This is a genomic window from Klebsiella sp. K47, from assembly GCF_051858335.1.
Taxonomy (GTDB): domain Bacteria; phylum Pseudomonadota; class Gammaproteobacteria; order Enterobacterales; family Enterobacteriaceae; genus Klebsiella; species Klebsiella pneumoniae.
Genome location: NZ_JBPYUI010000011.1, coordinates 31,290 through 51,817 on the forward strand (window position 1 = coordinate 31,290; position 20,528 = coordinate 51,817).

The 20,528-nt window shown below is 61.5% G+C and carries 17 protein-coding genes; 3 read left to right on the forward strand and 14 right to left on the reverse strand.

Going from position 1 to position 20,528, the window contains the following annotated elements:
• Positions 1 to 2: 2 nt before the first annotated feature.
• The 11 genes from eutG to maeB all read right to left on the reverse strand — a co-directional run bounded on the left by eutG (position 3) and on the right by maeB (position 9,990).
• Positions 3 to 1,190 carry an ethanolamine utilization ethanol dehydrogenase EutG gene (eutG, locus tag RRF55_RS12675; protein ID WP_004174897.1) on the reverse strand — a complete coding sequence of 396 codons (1,188 nt, stop codon included), beginning with the start codon at positions 1,188 to 1,190 and terminating at the stop codon, positions 3 to 5.
• Positions 1,180 to 2,019 carry an ethanolamine utilization protein EutJ gene (gene eutJ / locus RRF55_RS12680; RefSeq protein WP_064153615.1) on the reverse strand — a complete coding sequence of 280 codons (840 nt, stop codon included), beginning with the start codon at positions 2,017 to 2,019 and terminating at the stop codon, positions 1,180 to 1,182. Before eutJ ends, eutG begins: the two co-directional genes overlap by 11 nt.
• Positions 2,020 to 2,028: 9 nt before the next feature.
• A complete protein-coding gene (locus tag RRF55_RS12685; RefSeq protein ID WP_004152003.1) occupies positions 2,029 to 3,432 on the reverse strand; it encodes an aldehyde dehydrogenase family protein in 1,404 nt (467 codons plus the stop codon).
• An 11-nt stretch (positions 3,433 to 3,443) separates the two neighbouring features.
• On the reverse strand, positions 3,444 to 3,731 hold the full coding sequence (gene eutN / locus RRF55_RS12690) for an ethanolamine utilization microcompartment protein EutN (protein WP_002913719.1): 288 nt from the start codon (positions 3,729 to 3,731) through the stop codon (positions 3,444 to 3,446).
• 128 nt (positions 3,732 to 3,859) lie between these two features.
• Complete coding sequence (eutM, locus tag RRF55_RS12695; RefSeq protein ID WP_000387720.1) at positions 3,860 to 4,150, reverse strand: ethanolamine utilization microcompartment protein EutM; 291 nt, start codon at positions 4,148 to 4,150, stop codon at positions 3,860 to 3,862.
• A gap of 38 nt (positions 4,151 to 4,188) precedes the next feature.
• Positions 4,189 to 5,205 (reverse strand): phosphate acetyltransferase, encoded by a 1,017-nt coding sequence (gene pta / locus RRF55_RS12700; protein WP_064153613.1) that lies wholly within the window; start codon positions 5,203 to 5,205, stop codon positions 4,189 to 4,191.
• Positions 5,195 to 6,001 (reverse strand): ethanolamine utilization cob(I)yrinic acid a,c-diamide adenosyltransferase EutT, encoded by an 807-nt coding sequence (eutT, locus tag RRF55_RS12705; RefSeq protein WP_002913723.1) that lies wholly within the window; start codon positions 5,999 to 6,001, stop codon positions 5,195 to 5,197. The genes pta and eutT overlap by 11 nt, the downstream gene beginning before the upstream one ends.
• On the reverse strand, positions 5,998 to 6,687 hold the full coding sequence (gene eutQ / locus RRF55_RS12710; protein WP_004185056.1) for an ethanolamine utilization acetate kinase EutQ: 690 nt from the start codon (positions 6,685 to 6,687) through the stop codon (positions 5,998 to 6,000). The genes eutT and eutQ overlap by 4 nt, the downstream gene beginning before the upstream one ends.
• Positions 6,665 to 7,144, reverse strand: coding sequence for an ethanolamine utilization acetate kinase EutP (gene eutP / locus RRF55_RS12715; protein WP_002913727.1), 480 nt, complete (start codon positions 7,142 to 7,144; stop codon positions 6,665 to 6,667). The genes eutQ and eutP overlap by 23 nt, the downstream gene beginning before the upstream one ends.
• A 12-nt stretch (positions 7,145 to 7,156) precedes the next feature.
• Positions 7,157 to 7,492 carry an ethanolamine utilization microcompartment protein EutS gene (eutS, locus tag RRF55_RS12720; protein ID WP_025862050.1) on the reverse strand — a complete coding sequence of 112 codons (336 nt, stop codon included), beginning with the start codon at positions 7,490 to 7,492 and terminating at the stop codon, positions 7,157 to 7,159.
• 218 nt (positions 7,493 to 7,710) lie between these two features.
• On the reverse strand, positions 7,711 to 9,990 hold the full coding sequence (gene maeB / locus RRF55_RS12725; RefSeq protein WP_439419134.1) for an NADP-dependent oxaloacetate-decarboxylating malate dehydrogenase: 2,280 nt from the start codon (positions 9,988 to 9,990) through the stop codon (positions 7,711 to 7,713).
• Between the two features lie 294 nt (positions 9,991 to 10,284).
• On the opposite strand from maeB, the gene tal reads away from it, so the two are divergent.
• Together tal and tkt are read left to right on the forward strand one after the other, a co-directional pair.
• Positions 10,285 to 11,241: a transaldolase gene (gene tal, locus RRF55_RS12730; protein ID WP_025862051.1), complete on the forward strand. Its 957-nt coding sequence runs from the start codon at positions 10,285 to 10,287 to the stop codon at positions 11,239 to 11,241.
• A gap of 16 nt (positions 11,242 to 11,257) precedes the next feature.
• Positions 11,258 to 13,252 (forward strand): transketolase, encoded by a 1,995-nt coding sequence (gene tkt, locus RRF55_RS12735; RefSeq protein ID WP_004149269.1) that lies wholly within the window; start codon positions 11,258 to 11,260, stop codon positions 13,250 to 13,252.
• Here the strand turns inward: tkt and RRF55_RS12740 are convergent.
• From RRF55_RS12740 to aegA, 3 genes are all read right to left on the reverse strand, one after another.
• On the reverse strand, positions 13,242 to 14,288 hold the full coding sequence (locus RRF55_RS12740; RefSeq protein WP_004149270.1) for a DUF1176 domain-containing protein: 1,047 nt from the start codon (positions 14,286 to 14,288) through the stop codon (positions 13,242 to 13,244). The two genes, tkt and RRF55_RS12740, sit on opposite strands and share 11 nt — an antisense overlap.
• 63 nt (positions 14,289 to 14,351) lie before the next feature.
• A complete protein-coding gene (nudK, locus tag RRF55_RS12745) occupies positions 14,352 to 14,948 on the reverse strand; it encodes a GDP-mannose pyrophosphatase NudK (RefSeq protein ID WP_002913754.1) in 597 nt (198 codons plus the stop codon).
• A gap of 58 nt (positions 14,949 to 15,006) precedes the next feature.
• On the reverse strand, positions 15,007 to 16,989 hold the full coding sequence (gene aegA / locus RRF55_RS12750; protein WP_004145639.1) for a formate-dependent uric acid utilization protein AegA: 1,983 nt from the start codon (positions 16,987 to 16,989) through the stop codon (positions 15,007 to 15,009).
• Between the two features lie 372 nt (positions 16,990 to 17,361).
• Between aegA and acrD the strand changes: the two genes are divergently transcribed.
• Positions 17,362 to 20,475: a multidrug efflux RND transporter permease AcrD gene (acrD, locus tag RRF55_RS12755; protein ID WP_032415298.1), complete on the forward strand. Its 3,114-nt coding sequence runs from the start codon at positions 17,362 to 17,364 to the stop codon at positions 20,473 to 20,475.
• Positions 20,476 to 20,528 lie beyond the last annotated feature (53 nt).

Below are 20,528 nucleotides of genomic sequence, written 5' to 3' on the forward strand. Positions count from 1 at the left end.
ATTTATTGCGCCGCCGCGTACAGCTCGATAATCTGCACCCGGCTGGCGGTGCGTGGATTGGTGCGCAAACAGATGTCCTCCTGCGCCGCTTGCGCCCAGGCGGCGTAGTGCGCGGACGTCGCGCCAGCCTCCGTCAGCCGCATCGTCAGACCGACCTCGGCGATCAGCTCGCGCACGGCGGCGATAGCCTCGCGGTCATCGGTTTTCTTGCCGGTTAACGCCCGGCCGATCTGGCTGAAGCGCGCCCGGCGCACCATGCGGTTAAACTCCATCACCGTTGGCAGCAGCATGGCGTTGGCCAGACCGTGCGGAATATGCAGCGCCGCCCCCGGCTGATGCGCCATGGCATGGCATAGCCCCAGCCCGGCGCTGGAAAACGCCATCCCCGCCATGCAGGAAGCCAGCAGCATGTTCTCCCGCGCAGCCAGATCCTGACCGCAGCCCACCGCTTTCGGCAGCGCCTCGCCGATCATGGCTATCGCCCCCATCGCCAGACTGTCGGTAAACGGCGTGGCGTGGCGGGCGCTGTAGGCCTCGACGGCGTGGGTCAGCGCATCAATCCCGGTCATTGCCGTGATATGCGGCGGGACGCCCTCGGTCAGCGCGGCGTCGAGGATCGCCACATCCGGCATCAGCGAGGCATGCGCCAGCACCTGTTTGCGTCCACTCACCGCATCGATAATCACCGTTACATTGGTGGTTTCAGACCCGGTGCCAGCGGTGGTCGGCACCGCGATCAGCGGCAGACGTGGACGCAACTCGCTGTGCTCCGTCATCTCCCCCAGCGTCTGCTCAGGATTGGCGACCAGCAGCGCCACCGCCTTCGCCGCATCCAGTACCGATCCACCGCCAAAGGCCACCACGCCGTCGCAGCGCGCGTCCCGCAGCTGGGCGACGGCGGCGCAGACATCGGTGACGCAGGGTTCGCCGGCGGGACAGGGCCAGAGAGTCATAGCAATCCCTTTCATCGCCAGGCTACGCTCCAGCCCGGCGGTCATTCCCGCCTGATGGAGAAAACTGTCAACCATGACAAACAGATGCCTAAGGCCCCGGGACTGCGCTTGCGGACCGCAGGCCGCCAGCGCGCCGACGCCGTGCAGCGTCACCGGCGGAACGTTGAAGCTTTTCATTTGCTGAAGATTCAGCGTATCAAAGGCATGGAACAGCGCCGTCTGCAGTTCAGCTTGCATACATCCCCTCCGCTTTTTCCCTCCCGCTGTTGGCGATTGCCAGCGGGGTCATAAACAGGCTGTGCTGCGGCAAATGCACCGGTAATGCCGGGAAGCGCTGACGAAACAGCTCATGCACGCCCGGCTGCATACAGGCGCCGCCTGCCAGCCACAAATCGACAATCCCTTGTCCGGCAATATGTCGGGCGACAATTTCGGCCATCTTCTCGTACACCGGCTTAACCACCGGCCAGATCTCCCCGGCGTGGCTGCGCTTGTACTGCTCCGCCTCCTCAAGCCCGATGCCGCGATTCCCGGCCAGAGTCAGGGAGATATGGTGGCCGCCGGTGGCTTCATCCGCCGAATACGTCACCCCGCCCTGTTTAACGATGGCGATCCCGGTGGTGCCGCCGCCGATATCCACCACCCCGGCGTTATCGAGCTGCAGCAGATCGGCCACCGCAGTAGGCTCATCCAGCACATGACTGATCTCCAGCCCGGCGGACTCCAGGACATTGATCGAAATGCGCGGATCGGTGCCGGGCGGAAACGAGGTCGCCGCATGGGTGAAGCGGCAGCCCAGCTGCTGCTCGAGAGTCGCAAGATGTCGGCGCACGAGGGTGACGGCGCCAAAGAAATCCCAGACAATGCCGTCGCGCACCACGTCGGCCCAGTCAAGGCATACCGCAACCGGCTGGCCGTCACGGTCAACCACCATCGACACCACGTCGCAGGTGCCCAAATCGATGCCCAGCCACAGCGGCGACTCGCTGGCGGCGGGCGCCTGGTTACACAGGGCAGCGGCTTTTTGCAGTCTCGGCGAAAGCCAGCGTTGTTCGTCGTGCGCCATGTTCATCCCTTATACGATTCGAAACGCATCCACCAGCACGCAGCGGCGCAGACGAACGAAGGTCCGCGCGCTGGTCACCCCTTCCCCGGTTGGGGTGGTGATGGTCATGGTGGTCCAGCCCTCGCCGCCCAGCCCAAGCCCGGCGATGCACGGCCCGTTTTTGACGAAGATGCTGGTGTCGATGGCGTTCGCCATCTGGTTCATGTTGTCGATATTGCGCGAGTGCATCGCCGCCGTATGGTGGCAGCCGCCTTCCAGTTGCACCGCCAGGGCGATGGCCTCCTCGACGTTCGCCACCCGCACCACCGGCAGCACCGGCATCATCAGTTCAGTCACCGCAAACGGATGGCTGGCGGGGGTTTCCACGAACAGCAGACGGGTTTGCGCCGGCACCTGCAGGCCAATCGCCGCGGCGATTTTGCCCGCGTCGCGACCGACCCAGTCGCGGCTGACCGTGCCTTTGCCGCGCTCGTCAATATTTTTCAGCAGCAGCGGCTGGAGCTGTTCGGCCTGCGCCGCCGTGAGTTTCACCGCCTGCTGGCCTTCCATCAGGCGCATCAGTTCGTCGGCAACGCTATCGACCACGATCAGCACCTTCTCGTCAGCGCAGATAATGTTGTTATCAAAAGAGGCGCCTTTGACGATCGCCTGCGCGGCGCGCGGTAGATCGGCGGTCTCATCCACCACCACCGGCGGGTTGCCAGCCCCGGCGGCGATCAGGCGTTTGTTGGTATGTTTGCGCGCCGCCTCGACCACCGCTTCGCCGCCGGTCACCACCAGCAGGCCGATGCCAGGGTACTTAAACAGCCGCTGGGCGGTGTCGATATCCGGGTTCGCCACGGTCACCAGCAGGTTGGCCGGGCCGCCGGCGGCCACTACCGCCTGGTTAAGCAGGGTAATTGCCCTTTGCGAGACCTTTTTCGCCGCCGGATGGGGGGCGAAGACCACGCTGTTGCCGGCGGCTATCAGGCTAATGGCGTTGTTGATCACCGTCGCCGCCGGATTGGTGGACGGCGTCACCGAGGCCACCACGCCCCAGGGCGCATTTTCAATCAGCGTCAGGCCATTATCGCCGGTGAGCACCTGCGGAGTCAGACACTCCACGCCCGGCGTGCCGCGCGCCTGCGCCACGTTTTTGGCAAACTTATCTTCAACGCGTCCCATGCCGGTCTCCGTCACCGCAAGCTCCGCCAGTTCACGGGCATACTTTTCACCCGCCTCACGAATGGCCTGAATCACCTGCTGACGCATCGCCACCCGCTTTAATCCCTGCTGGGCCACCGTTGCCGCCGCGACAGCGTCATCCAGTGAGGCAAAAACGCCCATATCATGAACGGTGCCGGCAGGCTGGCTGCTGTCTTTCATTTTCAGCAGTACCGCTTTCACTACCTGTTCAATGTCCTGTTGATTCATGATTTTTCACCCTACTTATGGAAGAGCACCTGACCATCGGCCGCAGCCTCATCCACGATACCAATCACGCACAGATCGACCGGAGAGGCGCCGTGTGCGTGCGCCTGTCGCGCCGAGCTGCCGCTGACCAGCAGTACCCACTCTCCGCATCCCGCGCCGATGCTGTCGATGGCGACCGCACATTGCCCGTCGGGCTCGCCGCGGGCATTGAGCATCTCCACCATCAGCAGTTTGTCGTGGGCCAGACCTTCATGGCGTACGGTGCAGACCACATATCCGGTTACCACAGCCAGCTTCATGTCCGTCTCCGCGTGTGATGTGCAGGCCGGAAAAGCGCAACGCCATCCGGCATTCATGCCTTTTCATGGCCGGATAGCGACGCGCTGGCGTCTTATCCGGCCAGAATTTTCCGGCACCCCCTCCCCCGTTAGATGTTGCTGTCGCCCTTGAAGCTAATCGGGAAGACCTCTTCCAGATCGCCATGCGGGCGCGGGATGACATGTACAGAGACCAGCTCACCGATACGCTGAGCCGCCGCCGCCCCGGCATCCGTCGCGGCTTTGCACGCCGCGACATCGCCGCGCACCATGGCGGTCACCAGGCCCCCGCCGATCTGTTTCACTCCCACCAGCTTGACGCGGGCCGCTTTGACCATGGCGTCGGAGGCCTCAATCAGTGCAACCAGGCCCCGGGTTTCAATCATTCCTAATGCTTCCATTGTGTTTTCCTCTCATAAGGGGTCCTGAAGGGGACCATTCATTCAACCAGCGTGGACGAGTCGGGGATCCGGCTTGCGTCCGTCTGGCGCGGTACCGACGCCACCAGCGCCAGTTCGATAATTTCCTCTACGCTACAGCCTCGCGAGAGGTCGTGAAGCGGGGCGGCCAGGCCCTGGATCAGCGGCCCGATGGCGCGATATCCGCCCAGCCGCTGGGCGATTTTGTAGCCGATGTTGCCCGCCTCCAGCGACGGGAAGACCAGCACATTGGCCCGGCCCTGCAGCGGGCTGCCGGGCGCTTTGTGCGCAGCGACGTCCGGTACAAAGGCGGCGTCAAACTGCAGCTCGCCATCGACCATCAGCTGCGGCGCCCGCCGACGCACGATCTCCGTGGCCTGCTGGACGTTAGCCACACAGGGATGCCGGGCGCTGCCGTGTGTCGAGAAGGACAGCATTGCCACCCGCGGCGCTTCGCCAGCGATCGCTTGCCAGGTCTCAGCGCTGGCAATCGCGATATCCGCCAGCTGCGCCGCGGTCGGCTGCGGCACCACGCTGCAGTCGGCAAACCCCAGCGGCTGTCCGGTATACTGCGGCAGCATCAGAAACAGCGAAGAGAGCGTTTTACACCCCGGCTGCAGGCCGATAAGGCGCAGACCAGCGCGCAGCACGCTGGCGGTTGACGAGAGATTTCCGGCGATACACACCTCGGCCTGCCCGGCGCTGACCATCGCCGCGGCGAACATCAGCGGGTCGGCCAGCTTGTCGACCGCGTCAGCGGGCGCTTTATCGCCGGCGCGCGCCTGCCAGGCGGCGGCAAACGTCTCGCGCATCGCCAGGTTGCTGTGCGGATCGATGACCTGCACCCCGGTCAGCGGCAGACGTTCGCCAAGGGCGAACTGCCGCAGCGCGAAGGGGCTGGCGACGAGGATCGGATGCGCCAGGCCCTGCTGCTGCAGATAATGCGCCGCCTTCAACACGCGGACGTCCAGCGCATCCGGGAACACCACCCTGGCGGGGGCGCGCAGCGCCAGTTTGCGACACTGGTCAATGATCATCTTCACCTCCCAGCTGCTGCAGTTGGCTGAGCGCCGGCGGCGCGTCCGTCACGCCCAGGATCATCATCACGTAGACCGCGCTGGAAAGGCGGTTGAGCGCCTGCAGAATATCGGCACGCTGGACCGCAAATTGCGGCGTAATAAACACCTGCGCCGCGGTCACCTCCGCCTCGCGCACTTTGCCGCGCAGCAAATTAAGCAGCGCGACATCGCGCCCATGGCGGGCCTCCGGCACCAGGTGATCGTGACCCAGGTAACGCAGCGGCTGATGGGACAGACGATGCAGCTGCGCCTCGCTGAATCCGGCTATCGACTGCGCCGCCAGCGGTTCCTCCAGCGCATCGGCGCGCATGATGTTGCCCAGCCGCGAACGGATGTCCGTCAGCCACGGCTGCCAGGGCTCCGCCAGTTCAATTTGCAGCCACACCGTCAGGGCGATGGTGCTGTCCAGCACCGCGCGGAAGGCCAGCCGCGGATCGTTTTTCGCCACCAGGGTATCGGCCGTCAGATGAGTTAAGGTGTCCGGCTTTTTGCCCACCGGCTGGTGACAAAGCTCGCAGCAGGCCTGGGGCGGATGGTCGCTGCTGGTCAGGACATGCACCGGCTGCGGCGTCTGTTCGTCATCCTCGACAAACAGGCGCCCCTGGCGGTCGAGAAATTTGACCCGCAGATGCCGACTTTCCAGCAGTTCCCTCGCCGAGGGCGTCAGGCGGGCATCGGCAGGAAGATGGATTTCACCGCCTTCGCTGAGCGTATGATTCGCTCTGAGCCACGCTTCGGTAATGAAATCGTTCATAGCGATTGCCAGTTTGCCGGCCAGGCGACGTACAGGAAGCGCACCGTCGACGGGGTACCGAATTCGATGCTGGAGCCTTTCGGGATGAACATGACGTCCCCCGCTTTGGCGACCAGCGTTTCCCCCTGATGGCGCACATGCAGCTCGCCCTCCAGCACCATATCGATTTCGTCGTAGTTCAGCGTCCACGGGAAGAAGGCGTTCTCCCACTGCATAAATCCGGCCGCCATGCTGCTGCCATCCTGGTCAGTCACCAGGTCCGTTAAGCCAACGCAGTGCGGCTGGGCGCCGTCGAAGCGGCCAAACTTCACGCTGCTGCCGTCGATCACTTTGATGCCGCCTTTGCCGGTCACTGCCTCAAATCCCGGCTGCATCGCCTCCTGCTCCAGGGACTGCTTCTCCTTCATCACCTTTTCCATCAGCTGCGCGACCAGGCTTTCGGTAAACTGGCCTTCCGGTAGCTGCGCCAGGATGGTTTCCCGGATCCGCTGGCTTTCCGTTTTGTCGCTGTCCGCCGCTGTCGCCGCCGGCGCGGCGCCATCGTCTTCGGTGATAGTGAATCCCAGCAGCTCGGCGACTTCGCGCGCTTCCGGGGTGATAATGCTGGCGCGCAGAACTACTGACATCGCCTGTTCGCCGCGCGCGTGGGCGGCACGAATATCGTTAGCGGTAATGAGTTTCTTCACCTGGCCCTTCCTCCTTTTGGCTGAGCTCACTCAAGTAATTTTCCAGCGGCGCAACGCTTTGCGGATCGCAACCGTTGAGGGCGAAAACCGGCGCCTGAAACCCCATCCCGTCCAGCAGCTGCCGCACCGCGGCGACGTTGGCATCCGGCAGATCCGTTTTGCTGATCGCCACGATAAGGTGCTTTCGGCTGCCAATATCCAGCAACCCGGGTGGCAGGCGACTTTCGGTATCATTGGCCGCATGGACATAAATCAGGGTGTCCACATCCTGCAAGGTGGTAATTAAGGCGTGATACCAGCGCGGATGGCTGAAATATTCCCCGGGTGTATCGATGTCGCCACGATCGTTAAATTCCAGCGCCTGCGTTTTTCTGGCGAGGGAATAATTCCCCTGCAGGGCATTAAATAACGTGGTTTTTCCTGCACCGACGGCGCCGACAATCGCAATACGCTTCATGGTCGCTCTCAATTAACTTTTCGTTAATTCGCACAAGGTATAATTTAATAAGCGGCCTAATCCGCAGATGGTCTGCAGAAGCGCCTCCTCCACCGCGCCGACCGAGCCGTAGATCACCAGCGCGCCGCTAAACCGGTCGAGAAAACCGATGTGCACGTCGGCGGCCTTCATCGCCAGATCGCCGGCGATCATCGCCGTTTCTCCCGGCGTCAGCGTCATAATGCCGATCGCGCCGGATTCGGGTACGCCGATCTTTTTCGCCAGCTCCGCTCCCGGGTGGGCAATCAGATGCGCCAGCGTGACCTGTTTGCCTGGTACGAATTCCTGAATAATGCGTTCTTTATCCATGACTGATTGCCCCCTGAAATCTGTCCTCATGGTGACGACATTTCAGCGCGGCAAATAACAAATTTCGGCAAGTGGGGTTAAAAGGTGAAGTGGATCACTCAGGAGAGAAAATAATATTGCGGCGGAATTAAAAAGGCAGGCTCAGCGTTTTTTACTCACCGGCCTGCCTGATATTGCGCGCGGAAACGGATCCGCGCGTTAACGGGGGAAATAGAAAATTACAGCGGTTCGGTTTGCGCTTCAACAACCGCCAGCGCCACCATATTAACGATCCGGCGTACGGAGGCGATCGGCGTCAGGATATGCACCGGCTTCGCCACCCCCATCAGCACCGGCCCGACGGTCACCCCTTCCGAACTGGAGACGCGCAGCAGGTTATAGCTGATCCGGGCGGCTTCCATATTCGGCATCACCAGAATATTGGCCGCCCCCTTCAGCGGGCTGTCCGGCATGCGATCGTTGCGGATGCTTTCCACCAGCGCGGCGTCGCCATGCATTTCGCCATCGATCATCAGCTCCGGGGCGCGGGCCTTCACCAGCTCCAGGGTTTTACGCATTTTGCTGGCTGACGGACAGTCGGCAGAGCCAAAGTTGGAGTGCGACAGCAACGCCACGCGCGGTTCAATACCAAAGCGTCGCACGCTTTCCGCCGCCATCAGGGTGATCTCCGCCAGCTCTTCCGGCGACGGATCGTGATTGACATAGGTATCGGCGATAAAGGTGTTGCCGCTCGGCAGCAGCAGCGCATTCATCGCCCCGGCGGTGCTGACGCCGTCGCGATAGCCAAACAGCGGCTGCACCACGCGGTAGTGATCGTGGTACTCGCCAATAGTCCCGCAGATCATCGCATCCGCTTCACCGCGATGCACCATGATGGCGCCAATCACCGTGGTGTTGCTAATCACCGCCCGCTGCGCCTGCTCCTGGGTAATGCCGCGGCGCTTCATCAGCTGGTAGTACTCGCTCCAGTACTCTTTAAACCGCGGGTCGGATTCATTATTGACGATCTCAAAGTCAACGCCGGCCTTGATCTGCAGGCCCAGCTTCTGGATGCGCATTTCAATCACGCTCGGGCGCCCCACCAGAATCGGTTTGGCCAGTCCCAGAGACACCAGCTCCTGGGTGGCGTGCAGCACCCGAGTCTCCTCCCCTTCCGCCAGCACCACGCGCTTCGGCTCTTTGCGCGCCTGAGAGAAGATAGGCTTCATAAACAGGTTGGTTTTATAGACGAACTCGCTCAGTTTCTCGATATAGGCGTCAAAATCAGCGATCGAGCGCGTCGCCACACCGGAGTCCATCGCCGCCTTCGCCACCGCGGGGGCGATCTTGACGATCAGCCGCGGGTCGAATGGTTTCGGAATGATGTACTCCGGACCAAAGCTTAAATCCTGATCGCCGTAGGCGGAGGCCACCACTTCGCTCTGCTCGGCATGGGCCAGCTCGGCAATCGCATGCACCGCCGCCAGCTTCATCTCTTCGTTGATCGCCGTCGCGCCGACGTCCAGCGCGCCGCGGAAGATGAACGGGAAGCAAAGTACGTTGTTGACCTGGTTAGGGTAGTCGGAGCGGCCGGTACAGATGATGGCGTCATCGCGGACCTGCTTCGCCAGCGGCGGCAGGATTTCCGGCTCCGGGTTGGCCAGGGCGAGGATCAGCGGCGCCCGCGCCATCTTCTTCACCATCTCCTGAGTCAGCACTTTCGGGCCAGAGCAGCCGAGGAAAATGTCGGCGCCGTCGATCACGTCATCGAGGGTGCGTTTGCCATCGTCTTCCACCGCATAGGCGGCTTTGGTTTCCGCCATGTTCGGCTCACGGTCTTTATAGATAACGCCTTTCGAATCGCAGACCACGATGTTGTGCTTTTGCATCCCCAGCGCCACCAGCAGATTCATACAGGCGATCGCCGCCGCGCCCGCGCCGGAGACCACCATCCGCACGTCGGACAGATTCTTCTCGACGACGCGCAGACCGTTGAGGATCGCCGCGGTGCTGATGATCGCCGTGCCGTGCTGATCGTCATGGAAGACCGGGATATTCATCCGCTCGCGCAGCTGCTGCTCGATGTAGAAACACTCCGGCGCTTTAATATCTTCCAGGTTGATACCGCCGAAGGTCGGCTCGAGGGCGGCGACGACGTTAATGAATTTGTCCGGATCCAGCTCATCGACTTCGATATCAAACACATCGATACCGGCAAATTTCTTAAACAGGACGCCTTTGCCCTCCATTACCGGCTTACCGGCCAACGCGCCGATGTTGCCGAGCCCCAGCACCGCGGTGCCGTTGGAGACGACCGCCACCAGGTTGCCACGGGCAGTGTATTTGTAGGCGGCCAGCGGATCTTTTTCGATTTCCAGGCAGGGGGCTGCGACGCCCGGCGAGTAGGCCAGCGCCAGATCGCGCTGGGTGGCGAGAGGTTTGGTCGGCGAGACCTGGATTTTTCCGGGAACCGGAAATTCGTGGAAGTCGAGGGCGCTCTGTTTTAACTGCTCATCCATTTTCTATTCCTTTCTTTCACGTATCGTTCGTAGGGGAAAAGCGTGATGACCATCCTGTCGTTCACCTTTCAGTGGCAGACAGTATCCCTCCTGGCGGGGCGATAAACTTTGAACACCGCCAAACTCTGGCCATCGTTATGATTTTGTTGTTATCAATTTATAGCGGTTATGTTACCCGGAATCGCCGCCAATAATAGCCCTGTCTGCTATGCTTTTTGGTTATGTACCTCATCAATGTTTATACCGTATACCGGCAAGCACTCATGTAACACCTTGTTCCAGGAGGACTTATCCATGAATCAGTTAGACAGCATTAAGCAGTTCACCACGGTGGTCGCCGACAGCGGAGACATCGAATCCATCCGCCACTACCATCCGGAAGACGCCACCACCAACCCCTCTCTGCTGCTGAAGGCCGCCGGCCTGGCGTCCTATAGCGGCCTCATCGACGACGCTATCGCCTGGGCCAAAAAACAGGGTGGCGGCCGCGAAGCGCAGGTGACTCACGCCTGCGATAAGCTGGCGGTCAATTTTGGCGCGGAGATCCTCAAAAGCATTCCCGGGCGGGTCTCCACCGAGGTGGACGCCCGGCTCTCCTTCAACCGCGAGAAAAGTATCGAGAAGGCTCGCCACCTGGTGGCGCTGTATCAGGAGATGGGCATTGATAAGTCGCGGATCCTGATCAAGCTGGCATCCACCTGGGAGGGGATCCGCGCCGCAGAGGTGCTGGAGAAAGAGGGGATCCACTGCAACCTGACGCTGCTGTTTTCCTTCGCCCAGGCCCGGGCCTGCGCCGAGGCCGGGGTTTATCTCATCTCCCCGTTCGTTGGGCGTATTTATGACTGGTATCAGGCGCGCAAACCGCTGGATCCTTACGTGGTTGAGGAAGATCCGGGGGTGAAATCGGTGCGCAATATCTATGACTATTTCAAACAGCATAAATACAACACCATCGTGATGGGCGCCAGCTTCCGCCGCACCGAGCAGATCCTGGCGCTGGTCGGCTGCGACCGGTTGACCATCGCCCCGCCTTTATTAAAAGAGCTGCAGGCCAGCGATACCCCGGTGGTGCGCAAACTGATCCCTGCCAGCCAGATCCTGCCGCGTCCGGTGCCGCTCAGTGAAGCGGAGTTCCGCTGGGAACATAATCAGGATCCGATGGCGGTCGAAAAGCTAGCGGAGGGGATCCGCCTGTTCGCCGTCGATCAGCGCAAACTGGAAGATCTGCTTGCCGCCAAACTGTCACTTTAGTCTCACGGAGAAAAATATGTCCCGAAGAGAGCTTGCCAACGCCATCCGCGCCCTGAGTATGGACGCCGTGCAGAAAGCCAACTCCGGCCATCCCGGTGCGCCGATGGGGATGGCTGATATTGCCGAAGTGCTGTGGAACGATTTTCTCAAGCACAATCCGCAGAACCCTGACTGGGTGGACCGCGACCGTTTCATCTTGTCCAACGGCCACGCGTCGATGCTGCTCTACAGTCTGCTGCACCTGACCGGCTACGATCTGCCGCTGTCTGAACTGAAGCAGTTCCGTCAGCTGCACTCTAAAACGCCCGGCCACCCGGAGCATGGCTATACCCCTGGGGTGGAAACCACCACCGGCCCGCTGGGCCAGGGGCTGGCGAACGCCGTTGGGATGGCCATCGCCGAACGGACGCTGGCGGCGCAATTTAATCGCCCTGGCCATGAGATCATTGACCATCACACCTGGGTGTTCATGGGCGATGGCTGTTTGATGGAGGGGATCTCCCATGAGGCCTGTTCGCTGGCCGGCACGCTCGGACTGGGCAAGCTGATCGGTTTTTACGATCACAACGGCATCTCCATCGACGGCAAAACCGAAGGCTGGTTTTCCGATGATACGGCGGAACGCTTCCGCGCCTATCACTGGCACGTCATAGGCGATATCGACGGCCACGATCCGCAGGCTATCAAACAGGCGATAACGGAAGCGCAGGCGGTGAAAGATAAGCCGTCACTGATTATCTGCCGGACCATCATCGGCTTCGGTTCGCCCAACAAAGCCGGCTCAGAGGAGTCTCACGGGGCGGCGCTTGGCGAAAAAGAGGTAGCGCTGGCCCGCCAGCAGCTTGGCTGGAAATATCCTCCGTTCGAGATCCCGAAAGAGATCTACGCGGGCTGGGATGCGCGTCCGCGCGGGGAAAAAGCGGAGCACGCCTGGAACGAGAAATTCGCCGCCTACCAGCAGCAGTTCCCGGAGCTGGCCGCTGAGCTGACCCGACGTATGAATGGCGCCCTGCCGGAAGACTTTGCCGCGACCGCCCGCGACTACGTGGCGAAACTGCAGGCCGAGCCGGCGAAAATCGCCAGCCGCAAGGCTTCGCAAAACGCGCTGAACGCCTACGGCCCGCACCTTCCGGAACTGCTGGGCGGTTCTGCGGATCTTGCGCCGAGTAACCTGACCATCTGGTCTGGATCGACATCGATTAAAGAAGATCCTGCGGGCAATTATATCCACTACGGGGTGCGCGAGTTTGGCATGACCGCGGTGGCCAACGGCATTGCCCTGCACGGGGGCTTTATTCCTTATACCTCGACCTTCCTGATGTTTGTGGAGTACGCCCGCAACGCCGCGCGCATGGCGGCCCTGATGAAGGCCCGGCAGATCATGGTCTATACCCATGACTCGATCGGTCTTGGGGAAGACGGGCCGACGCACCAGGCGGTGGAACAGCTGGCCAGTCTGCGGCTGACGCCCAACTTCAGCACCTGGCGCCCCTGCGACCAGGTGGAGACCGCCGTCGCCTGGCAGGCGGCTATCGCGCGACAGGGCGGGCCGACGGCGCTGATCCTGTCGCGACAAAACCTGGCGCAGATGCCGCGTACCCCGGAACAGGTGCAGGATATCGCCCGGGGTGGCTACGTGCTGAAGGATGCCGGCGGCAAGCCCGACCTGATCCTCATCGCCACCGGCTCGGAAGTGGAGATCACCGTCCTGGCCGCGGAAAAACTGTTGGCCAAAGGGGTAAATGTGCGGGTCGTCTCGCTCCCTTCCACTGATGTGTTTGACGCCCAGGATGAGGCCTGGCGCGAATCGGTGCTGCCGTCGGACGTCAGCGCCCGGGTGGCGGTCGAAGCCGGGATAGCGGACTACTGGTATAAATATGTCGGCTTAAAAGGCAAGATCGTCGGCATGACCGGCTATGGCGAATCCGCCCCGGCAGAGCAGTTGTTCCCGTTCTTTGGCTTTACGGTCGACCATATCGTCGCCACCGCCGAACAGGTGCTTAACGGGTGATCCACAGCGTGGGCCAGGCATCTGGCCCCTGCCAGTTGTCGCACGTCGGCTGCTGCGCGTAGCGGGAGAGGCTGAACCGCTGGCCGTCAAAACGCCAGCGGGTTTGGATCCCGCAATCGCCGGCCCCGCGGCCTTTATCCAGGGTCACCAGCTCATGGCGGCGGTCATCATAGCTGGCGTTGATCAGCTCAATCTCACGCGGCGCCTCGCCCGGCGGCTGGAATGGCAACGTTAGCCGCACCTGACGGGCGACATAGGGGCGCTGGCGGGAGACCAGCCAGGCCAGCCAGACGGTGTTGTAGGCGCCGGATTCGCAACTGGTCATCAGCAGCACTTTGTCATCCGTCAGCGCAGTAACGCGAATTTCACGGCGGAAGGGATCGAGGGAGCAGTGGCTGTTGGTCATCCGCTCATTACCGTAGTCCATCAGATCGTTGAGCTCCTCACGCCCCAGCGGCGACTGCGCCGTTTCCGCGCTCGCCACCGCGCGCAGCGCCGGCGCCGGCGGTACGCTGAGCGGCGGCTCTTCCCCTTTGCCGACCCAGGCCGTTTCGCTACCTACCCGCTTTTGCCGATCGTCGATAAAAAACAGAGCCGCTTTCAACCCCTGCAGGGAGATGGTCTGCAGGCCATTGGCCAGCGAGAGCGCTTTACCCTCCTGAACCTGCTGGAGAAACGCATCGATCGTCACGCTGTCGGCGGTTTTAATGAGCTTATCTTCAATGTGCCAGCGCTTGTCGGTCAGGGACAGCGGTTTACCATCCAGCAGCAGGCGCGGCGCTATCGGCGCGAGCGTCGCCACTGGATTGCCGGTGCCGCCCAGCTCGATACGCAGACTGGCGTCAGTGACTGCCCCAGCGCTGCGGCTGAGGGTCATCACCAGGCCATGATGCAGCCCCACGTTACGGGTGACGCAGAAATTTTGGTTGTTACAGGTGACCAGCCAGTCGTTGAAGCGCTGCTGCGTCGGTGCCGACCATGCCTGCGAGCAAGGCAGCACCGCCAGAAAAAGGAAAAAGATGACGCGAAAAAGCATGAACCGCCCGACCCCAGATAAACCCGACCACGGCGCCTATCCTGGACAACGGCAGCGGGTTACTCAATCGGATTTGTCAGAGTTCCCCGACATCAGGCCGGAGGTTTGCAGATATTGCAGCAGAATGACCGCCTTACCGTCGCGGATCTCCCCGTCAGCGACCATCTGCAGCGCCTGGCTAAAAGGCAGCTCCAGCACCTCGATGGCTTCATCATCCACCCCGCCGCCGCTGGTGGTTCGCTGCGCGTCGCTGTACTCGGCGATAAAGAAATGCACTACCTCGGTGACGCCCCCTGGCGACATAAACAGCTCAAACAGCTTTCTCACCTCGCCCACTTCGTAGCCGGTCTCTTCCACCGCCTCTTTACGAATGCAGGCTTCCGGCTCGTCGTTGTCCAGCAGCCCGGCGCAGGTTTCAATCAGCATGCCGTCATGATTGCCATTGACCCAGGTGGCGACACGGAACTGACGCACCAGAACCACCGTCTGCTTATGGCGGTTATACAGCAGCACGGTGGCGCCATTGCCGCGATCGTAGACCTCGCGCTTGTGGCGCACGACGCTGCCGTCCGCCCGCGTCAGCTCATAGGTCATGTTGCGTAGTACGAACCAGTTCTCAGAGAGGATTTTATCTTTAATGACGTGAATATTGAGTGACATACCGACCCCACAGCGTAAAAGGACGCCCTCATACTACGCTGCGGAGCCGGGTTTGTCGTCAGTGAAGCGGCGTCGTTTTCCGCGCCAGATAGTCCAGGATCCCCTGCGCCGCGTGACGGCCTTCCGCCATCGCCGTCACTACAAGGTCTGCGCCGCGCACGGCATCGCCGCCGGCAAAGATCTTCTCCTGACTGGTCTGATAACGGTAACGGCTCTCCACTCCGGCTTTAATACGCCCCTGGCTGTCCAGCGCCACCCCCGCCGCCTCCAGCCAGGGCATGCGGTGCGGGTGGAAGCCAAAGGCCATGATCACCGCATCTGCCGGCATAACAAACTCGCTGCCGGGGATCGGCGTCGGACGGCGTCTTCCCCCGGCGTCCGGAGCGCCCAGCTCGGTGCGCAAAAAGCGTACCCCGTTAACCCGCCCGTTCTCGTCCAGCTCAAGCGTCACCGGCTGGACGTTAAACTCAAAGAGCGCCCCCTCTTCGCGGGCGTTTTTGACCTCTTTTTTCGAGCCCGGCATGTTGGCTTCATCTCGCCGATAGGCGCAGGTCACCTGGCGGGCGCCGTGGCGCAGCGCGGTGCGCACGCAGTCCATCGCCGTATCGCCGCCGCCCAGCACCACCACGTTCAGCCCGGCGGTGTTGACATAAGGCTCTTGCGCCGATGCCGCCAGCCCCATCACCTGTTTGGTGTTGGCGATGAGGAACGGCAGCGCATCGTAGACCCCGGGGGCCTCTTCGTTCGGTAGCCCCGCCTTCATGGAGCGATAGGTTCCGGCGCCGACGAACACTGCGTCATAATCGGCCAGCAGTGTCGCCATGGAGATATCTTTCCCCACCTCGCAATTGAGCTCAAAGCGGATACCCATCTCGCTGAAGATCGCCCGCCGCCGGGCCAATAGCGATTTATCCAGCTTGAACGCCGGAATGCCGAAGGTCAGCAGACCGCCAATCTCCGGATGACGGTCGAAGACCACCGGCTGGACGCCGTGGCGCACCAGCATATCGGCGCAGGCCAGCCCGGCAGGCCCGGCGCCGATAATCGCCACCCGCTTGCCGCTCGGCTTAACCTGCGAAAGGTCCGGACGCCAGCCGCTGGCCAGCGCCTGGTCGGAAATATAGCGCTCAATATTGCCGATGGTGACTGCCCCGCTTTCATCGCGCAGGGTGCAGGCGCCTTCACACAGCCGGTCCTGGGGACAGACGCGGCCGGTGATCTCCGGCAGGCAGTTGGTCTGATGGGAAAGCGCGACCGCGGCGGCGATATTCCCCGCTTTAACCAGCTCGATCCACTGCGGGATATGGTTATGCAGCGGGCAGGTCCATTCGCAAATACTGTGCTCCCCACACGTGAGACAGCGGGCGGCCTGCTGCTGCGCCTGCTGCGGGGTGAACGGCTGATAGATCTCCTCAAAGTGGCTCTTACGCACCTCCGCCGCCAGCTTATCCGGCTCCCCGCGCGGGGGCGTCATCGCCATTTGCCTGACCTTCGCGCCAGCATTGGGCTGGCTGCAGAGCGGCGTAGCGCGCTGCCACGGCTGTACCTCCTGGCATGCCGAGCGCAGTCGCCGCTGCTTCGCCAGGGTGATCAACGTCTCATCGTCGGCGAGGGTCAGCGCCTGCGCGGGACAGTTTTCCACACAGGCCGGCCCCGCCTCGCGGCCCTGGCATAGATCGCACTTGTGCGCGCTGGCTTTCACCAGGCCTGCGGCCTGCGGCGTCACCACCACCTGCATCACCCCGAACGGGCAGGCCACCATGCAGGATTTACAGCCAATGCATTTCTCCTGACGGACCTGAACGCTGTCGCCGGACTGGGCGATGGCGTCGTTGGGACAACTGCGGACGCAGGGGGCGTCCTCGCAGTGGCGGCAGGTGATGGCGTTACGCTGGCCCTCCGCTTTGATCACGGTGATACGTGGCAAAAAGCGCTGCGGGGTCAGCACGTGTTGCTCCTCGTTATGCGCCATCACGCAGGCCACTTCGCAGGCCTGGCAGCCGATGCACTTTCGGCTATCGCTCAAAATAAAGTGGTTCATGGCTTCCTTTTGTCTTCTTGGTGAATAACCCCTCAATGCGCATGCCTATTTATTACCCGACAAGATGACGCCGGAACAATGTCCAATTGCCCAGGATAAACTTTTTCTGGAGAGAATCCGTTTTGGATCAATTTTTTTGACTTAAATGAAATGAGGTTTCACACCGGCAAGGGATAATGCGCCGGTCTGCGGTGACGAAGCAGACTCGCTACCTGCTGGCAGGAAAGCTCGAGGTTTCTTTACGATACGGCAAAAGCAACATGATAAATTACACTATCTCCTTAATTTCTCCACGATTGCCGGAGAGGCTGGCGCTAAAGTGGCACAGGCTGTGCAATAACAAGAAAATGTGCATATGAGGTTTTTATTCTGATGGCGAATTTCTTTATCGATCGCCCCATTTTTGCATGGGTGCTGGCAATCCTGTTATGCCTGACGGGCACCCTTGCCATTTTGTCGCTGCCGGTTGAACAGTATCCCGACCTCGCCCCGCCGAATGTGCGGATCACCGCCAACTATCCCGGCGCCTCCGCGCAAACCCTGGAGAATACCGTCACTCAGGTTATCGAACAGAATATGACCGGCCTCGATAACCTGATGTATATGTCCTCCCAGAGCAGCGCCACCGGCCAGGCGACGATCACCCTCAGCTTTACCGCCGGTACCGACCCGGATGAAGCCGTGCAGCAGGTTCAGAACCAGCTACAGTCGGCGATGCGTAAGCTGCCGCAGGCGGTGCAAAACCAGGGGGTGACGGTGCGCAAGACCGGTGATACCAATATCCTGACGCTCGCCTTCGTCTCCACTGACGGCAGTATGGATAAACAAGATATCGCCGACTACGTCGCCAGTAACATCCAGGACCCGCTCAGCCGCGTCAACGGCGTGGGGGATATCGACGCCTACGGTTCGCAATACTCAATGCGCATCTGGCTCGACCCGGCGAAGCTCAACAGCTACCAGATGACCACCAAGGATGTTACCGACGCCATCAGTTCGCAGAACGCCCAGATTGCCGTCGGCCAGCTTGGCGGGACGCCTTCGGTCGATAAGCAAGCGCTGAACGCCACCATCAACTCGCAATCTCTGCTGCAAACCCCGGAGCAGTTCCGCAATATCACTCTGCGCGTCAATCAGGATGGTTCAGAGGTGACGCTGGGCGATGTCGCCACCGTCGAGATGGGGGCGGAGAAGTACGACTATCTTAGCCGCTACAACCGCCAGCCGGCCTCAGGCCTCGGGATCAAGCTGGCTTCCGGCGCCAACGAAATGGCCACCGCGGAGCGCGTGATCAATCGCCTCAATGAGCTGGCGCAGTTTTTCCCCCACGGTCTGGAATATAAGGTCGCCTACGAGACCACCTCCTTCGTGAAGGCTTCCATCACCGACGTGGTGAAAACCCTGCTGGAGGCGATCCTGCTGGTCTTCCTCGTGATGTATCTGTTCCTGCAGAACTTCCGCGCCACCCTGATCCCGACCATCGCCGTGCCGGTGGTGCTGATGGGCACTTTCGCGGTGCTGTATGCCTGTGGCTACAGCATCAACACCCTGACGATGTTCGCGATGGTGTTGGCGATCGGCCTGCTGGTGGATGACGCCATCGTGGTGGTGGAGAACGTCGAGCGCATCATGAGCGAGGAGGGCCTGTCGCCACGCGAGGCGACCCGCAAATCGATGGGACAAATTCAGGGCGCGCTGGTAGGGATCGCGATGGTGCTGTCGGCGGTATTTGTGCCGATGGCCTTCTTCGGCGGCACCACCGGCGCCATCTATCGCCAGTTCTCAATCACTATCGTCGCGGCGATGGTCCTCTCGGTGCTGGTGGCCATGATCCTCACCCCTGCCCTTTGCGCCACGCTGCTTAAGCCGGTTAAGCCAGGTGAATCCCATGAAAGAACAGGCTTCTTCGGCTGGTTCAACCGCACCTTCAACCGCAGCGCCAGCCGCTACGAAACCTTCGTCGGCAAAATCCTGCACCGCTCGCTGCGCTGGATGCTGATCTACGTCCTCCTGCTCGGCGGGATGGTGTTCCTGTTTCTGCATTTGCCGACCTCGTTCCTGCCGCTGGAGGATCGCGGGATGTTCACCACCTCGGTCCAGTTGCCGAGCGGCAGCACCCAGCAGCAGACGCTGAAGGTGGTGCAGAAGGCGGAAGATTACTTCCTCAATAACGAGAAGCAGAACGTCGAGTCGGTGTTCGCTACCGTTGGCTCCGGCCCCGGCGGCAATGGGCAGAACGTGGCCCGTATGTTCGTTCGTCTCAAAGACTGGGACCAGCGCGACCCGCAAACCGGCACCTCCTTTGCCATTATTGAACGCGCCACCAAAGCGTTTAATCAGATTAACGAAGCGCGGGTTATCGCCAGCAGCCCGCCGGCGATCAGCGGCCTCGGCAGTTCGGCAGGCTTCGATATGGAGCTGGAGGATCATGCCGGGAAGGGGCACGATGCGCTGATGGCGGCGCGCGATACGCTACTTGAGCTGGCCGGGAAAAATCCGCTGTTGACCCGCGTCCGGCATAACGGGCTCGATGACAGCCCGCAGCTGCAGGTCGATATCGATCAGCGTAAAGCGCAGGCGCTTGGCGTCTCCATTGACGACATCAACGATACGCTGCAAACCGCATGGGGGTCGAGCTACGTCAACGACTTTATGGATCGCGGCCGGGTAAAGAAAGTCTACGTCCAGGCGGCGGCGAAATACCGGATGCTGCCTGACGATATCAATCTTTGGTACGTGCGCAACAGCAGCGGTACGATGGTGCCATTCTCGGCCTTCGCCACCTCGCGCTGGGAGACCGGCTCGCCGCGGCTGGAGCGCTACAATGGCTACTCAGCGGTGGAGATCGTCGGTGAGGCGGCGCCGGGTATCAGTACCGGTACCGCGATGGACATGATGGAGAAGCTGGCCGCGCAGTTACCCACCGGCTTTGGCCTCGAATGGACCGCCATGTCCTACCAGGAACGCCTCTCTGGCGCTCAGGCGCCGGCCCTGTACGCGATTTCTCTGCTGGTGGTGTTCCTGTGCCTGGCGGCGCTGTACGAGAGCTGGTCGGTGCCGTTCTCTGTGATGCTGGTGGTGCCGCTGGGGGTGATTGGCGCCCTGCTGGCGACCTGGATGCGCGGGCTGGAGAATGACGTGTACTTCCAGGTGGGTCTGTTGACGGTGATCGGCCTGTCGGCGAAAAACGCCATTCTGATCGTCGAGTTCGCCAATGAGCTCAACGAGAAGGGCCAGGATCTGCTCAGCGCCACGCTGTCGGCTTGCCGTCAGCGCCTGCGCCCCATCCTGATGACCTCGCTGGCGTTCATCTTCGGCGTGCTGCCGATGGCGACCAGCACCGGCGCCGGTTCCGGCAGCCAGCATGCGGTCGGCACCGGAGTGATGGGCGGGATGATCTCCGCCACCGTGCTGGCGATCTTTTTCGTGCCGCTGTTCTTTGTGCTGGTGCGTCGCCGTTTTCCGCTAAAGGAGCGTCCGCAATAAACCGACGAGCTTCGGCGGCGAGGCGTAATAACAGAAAAGGCGACCACGGTGGT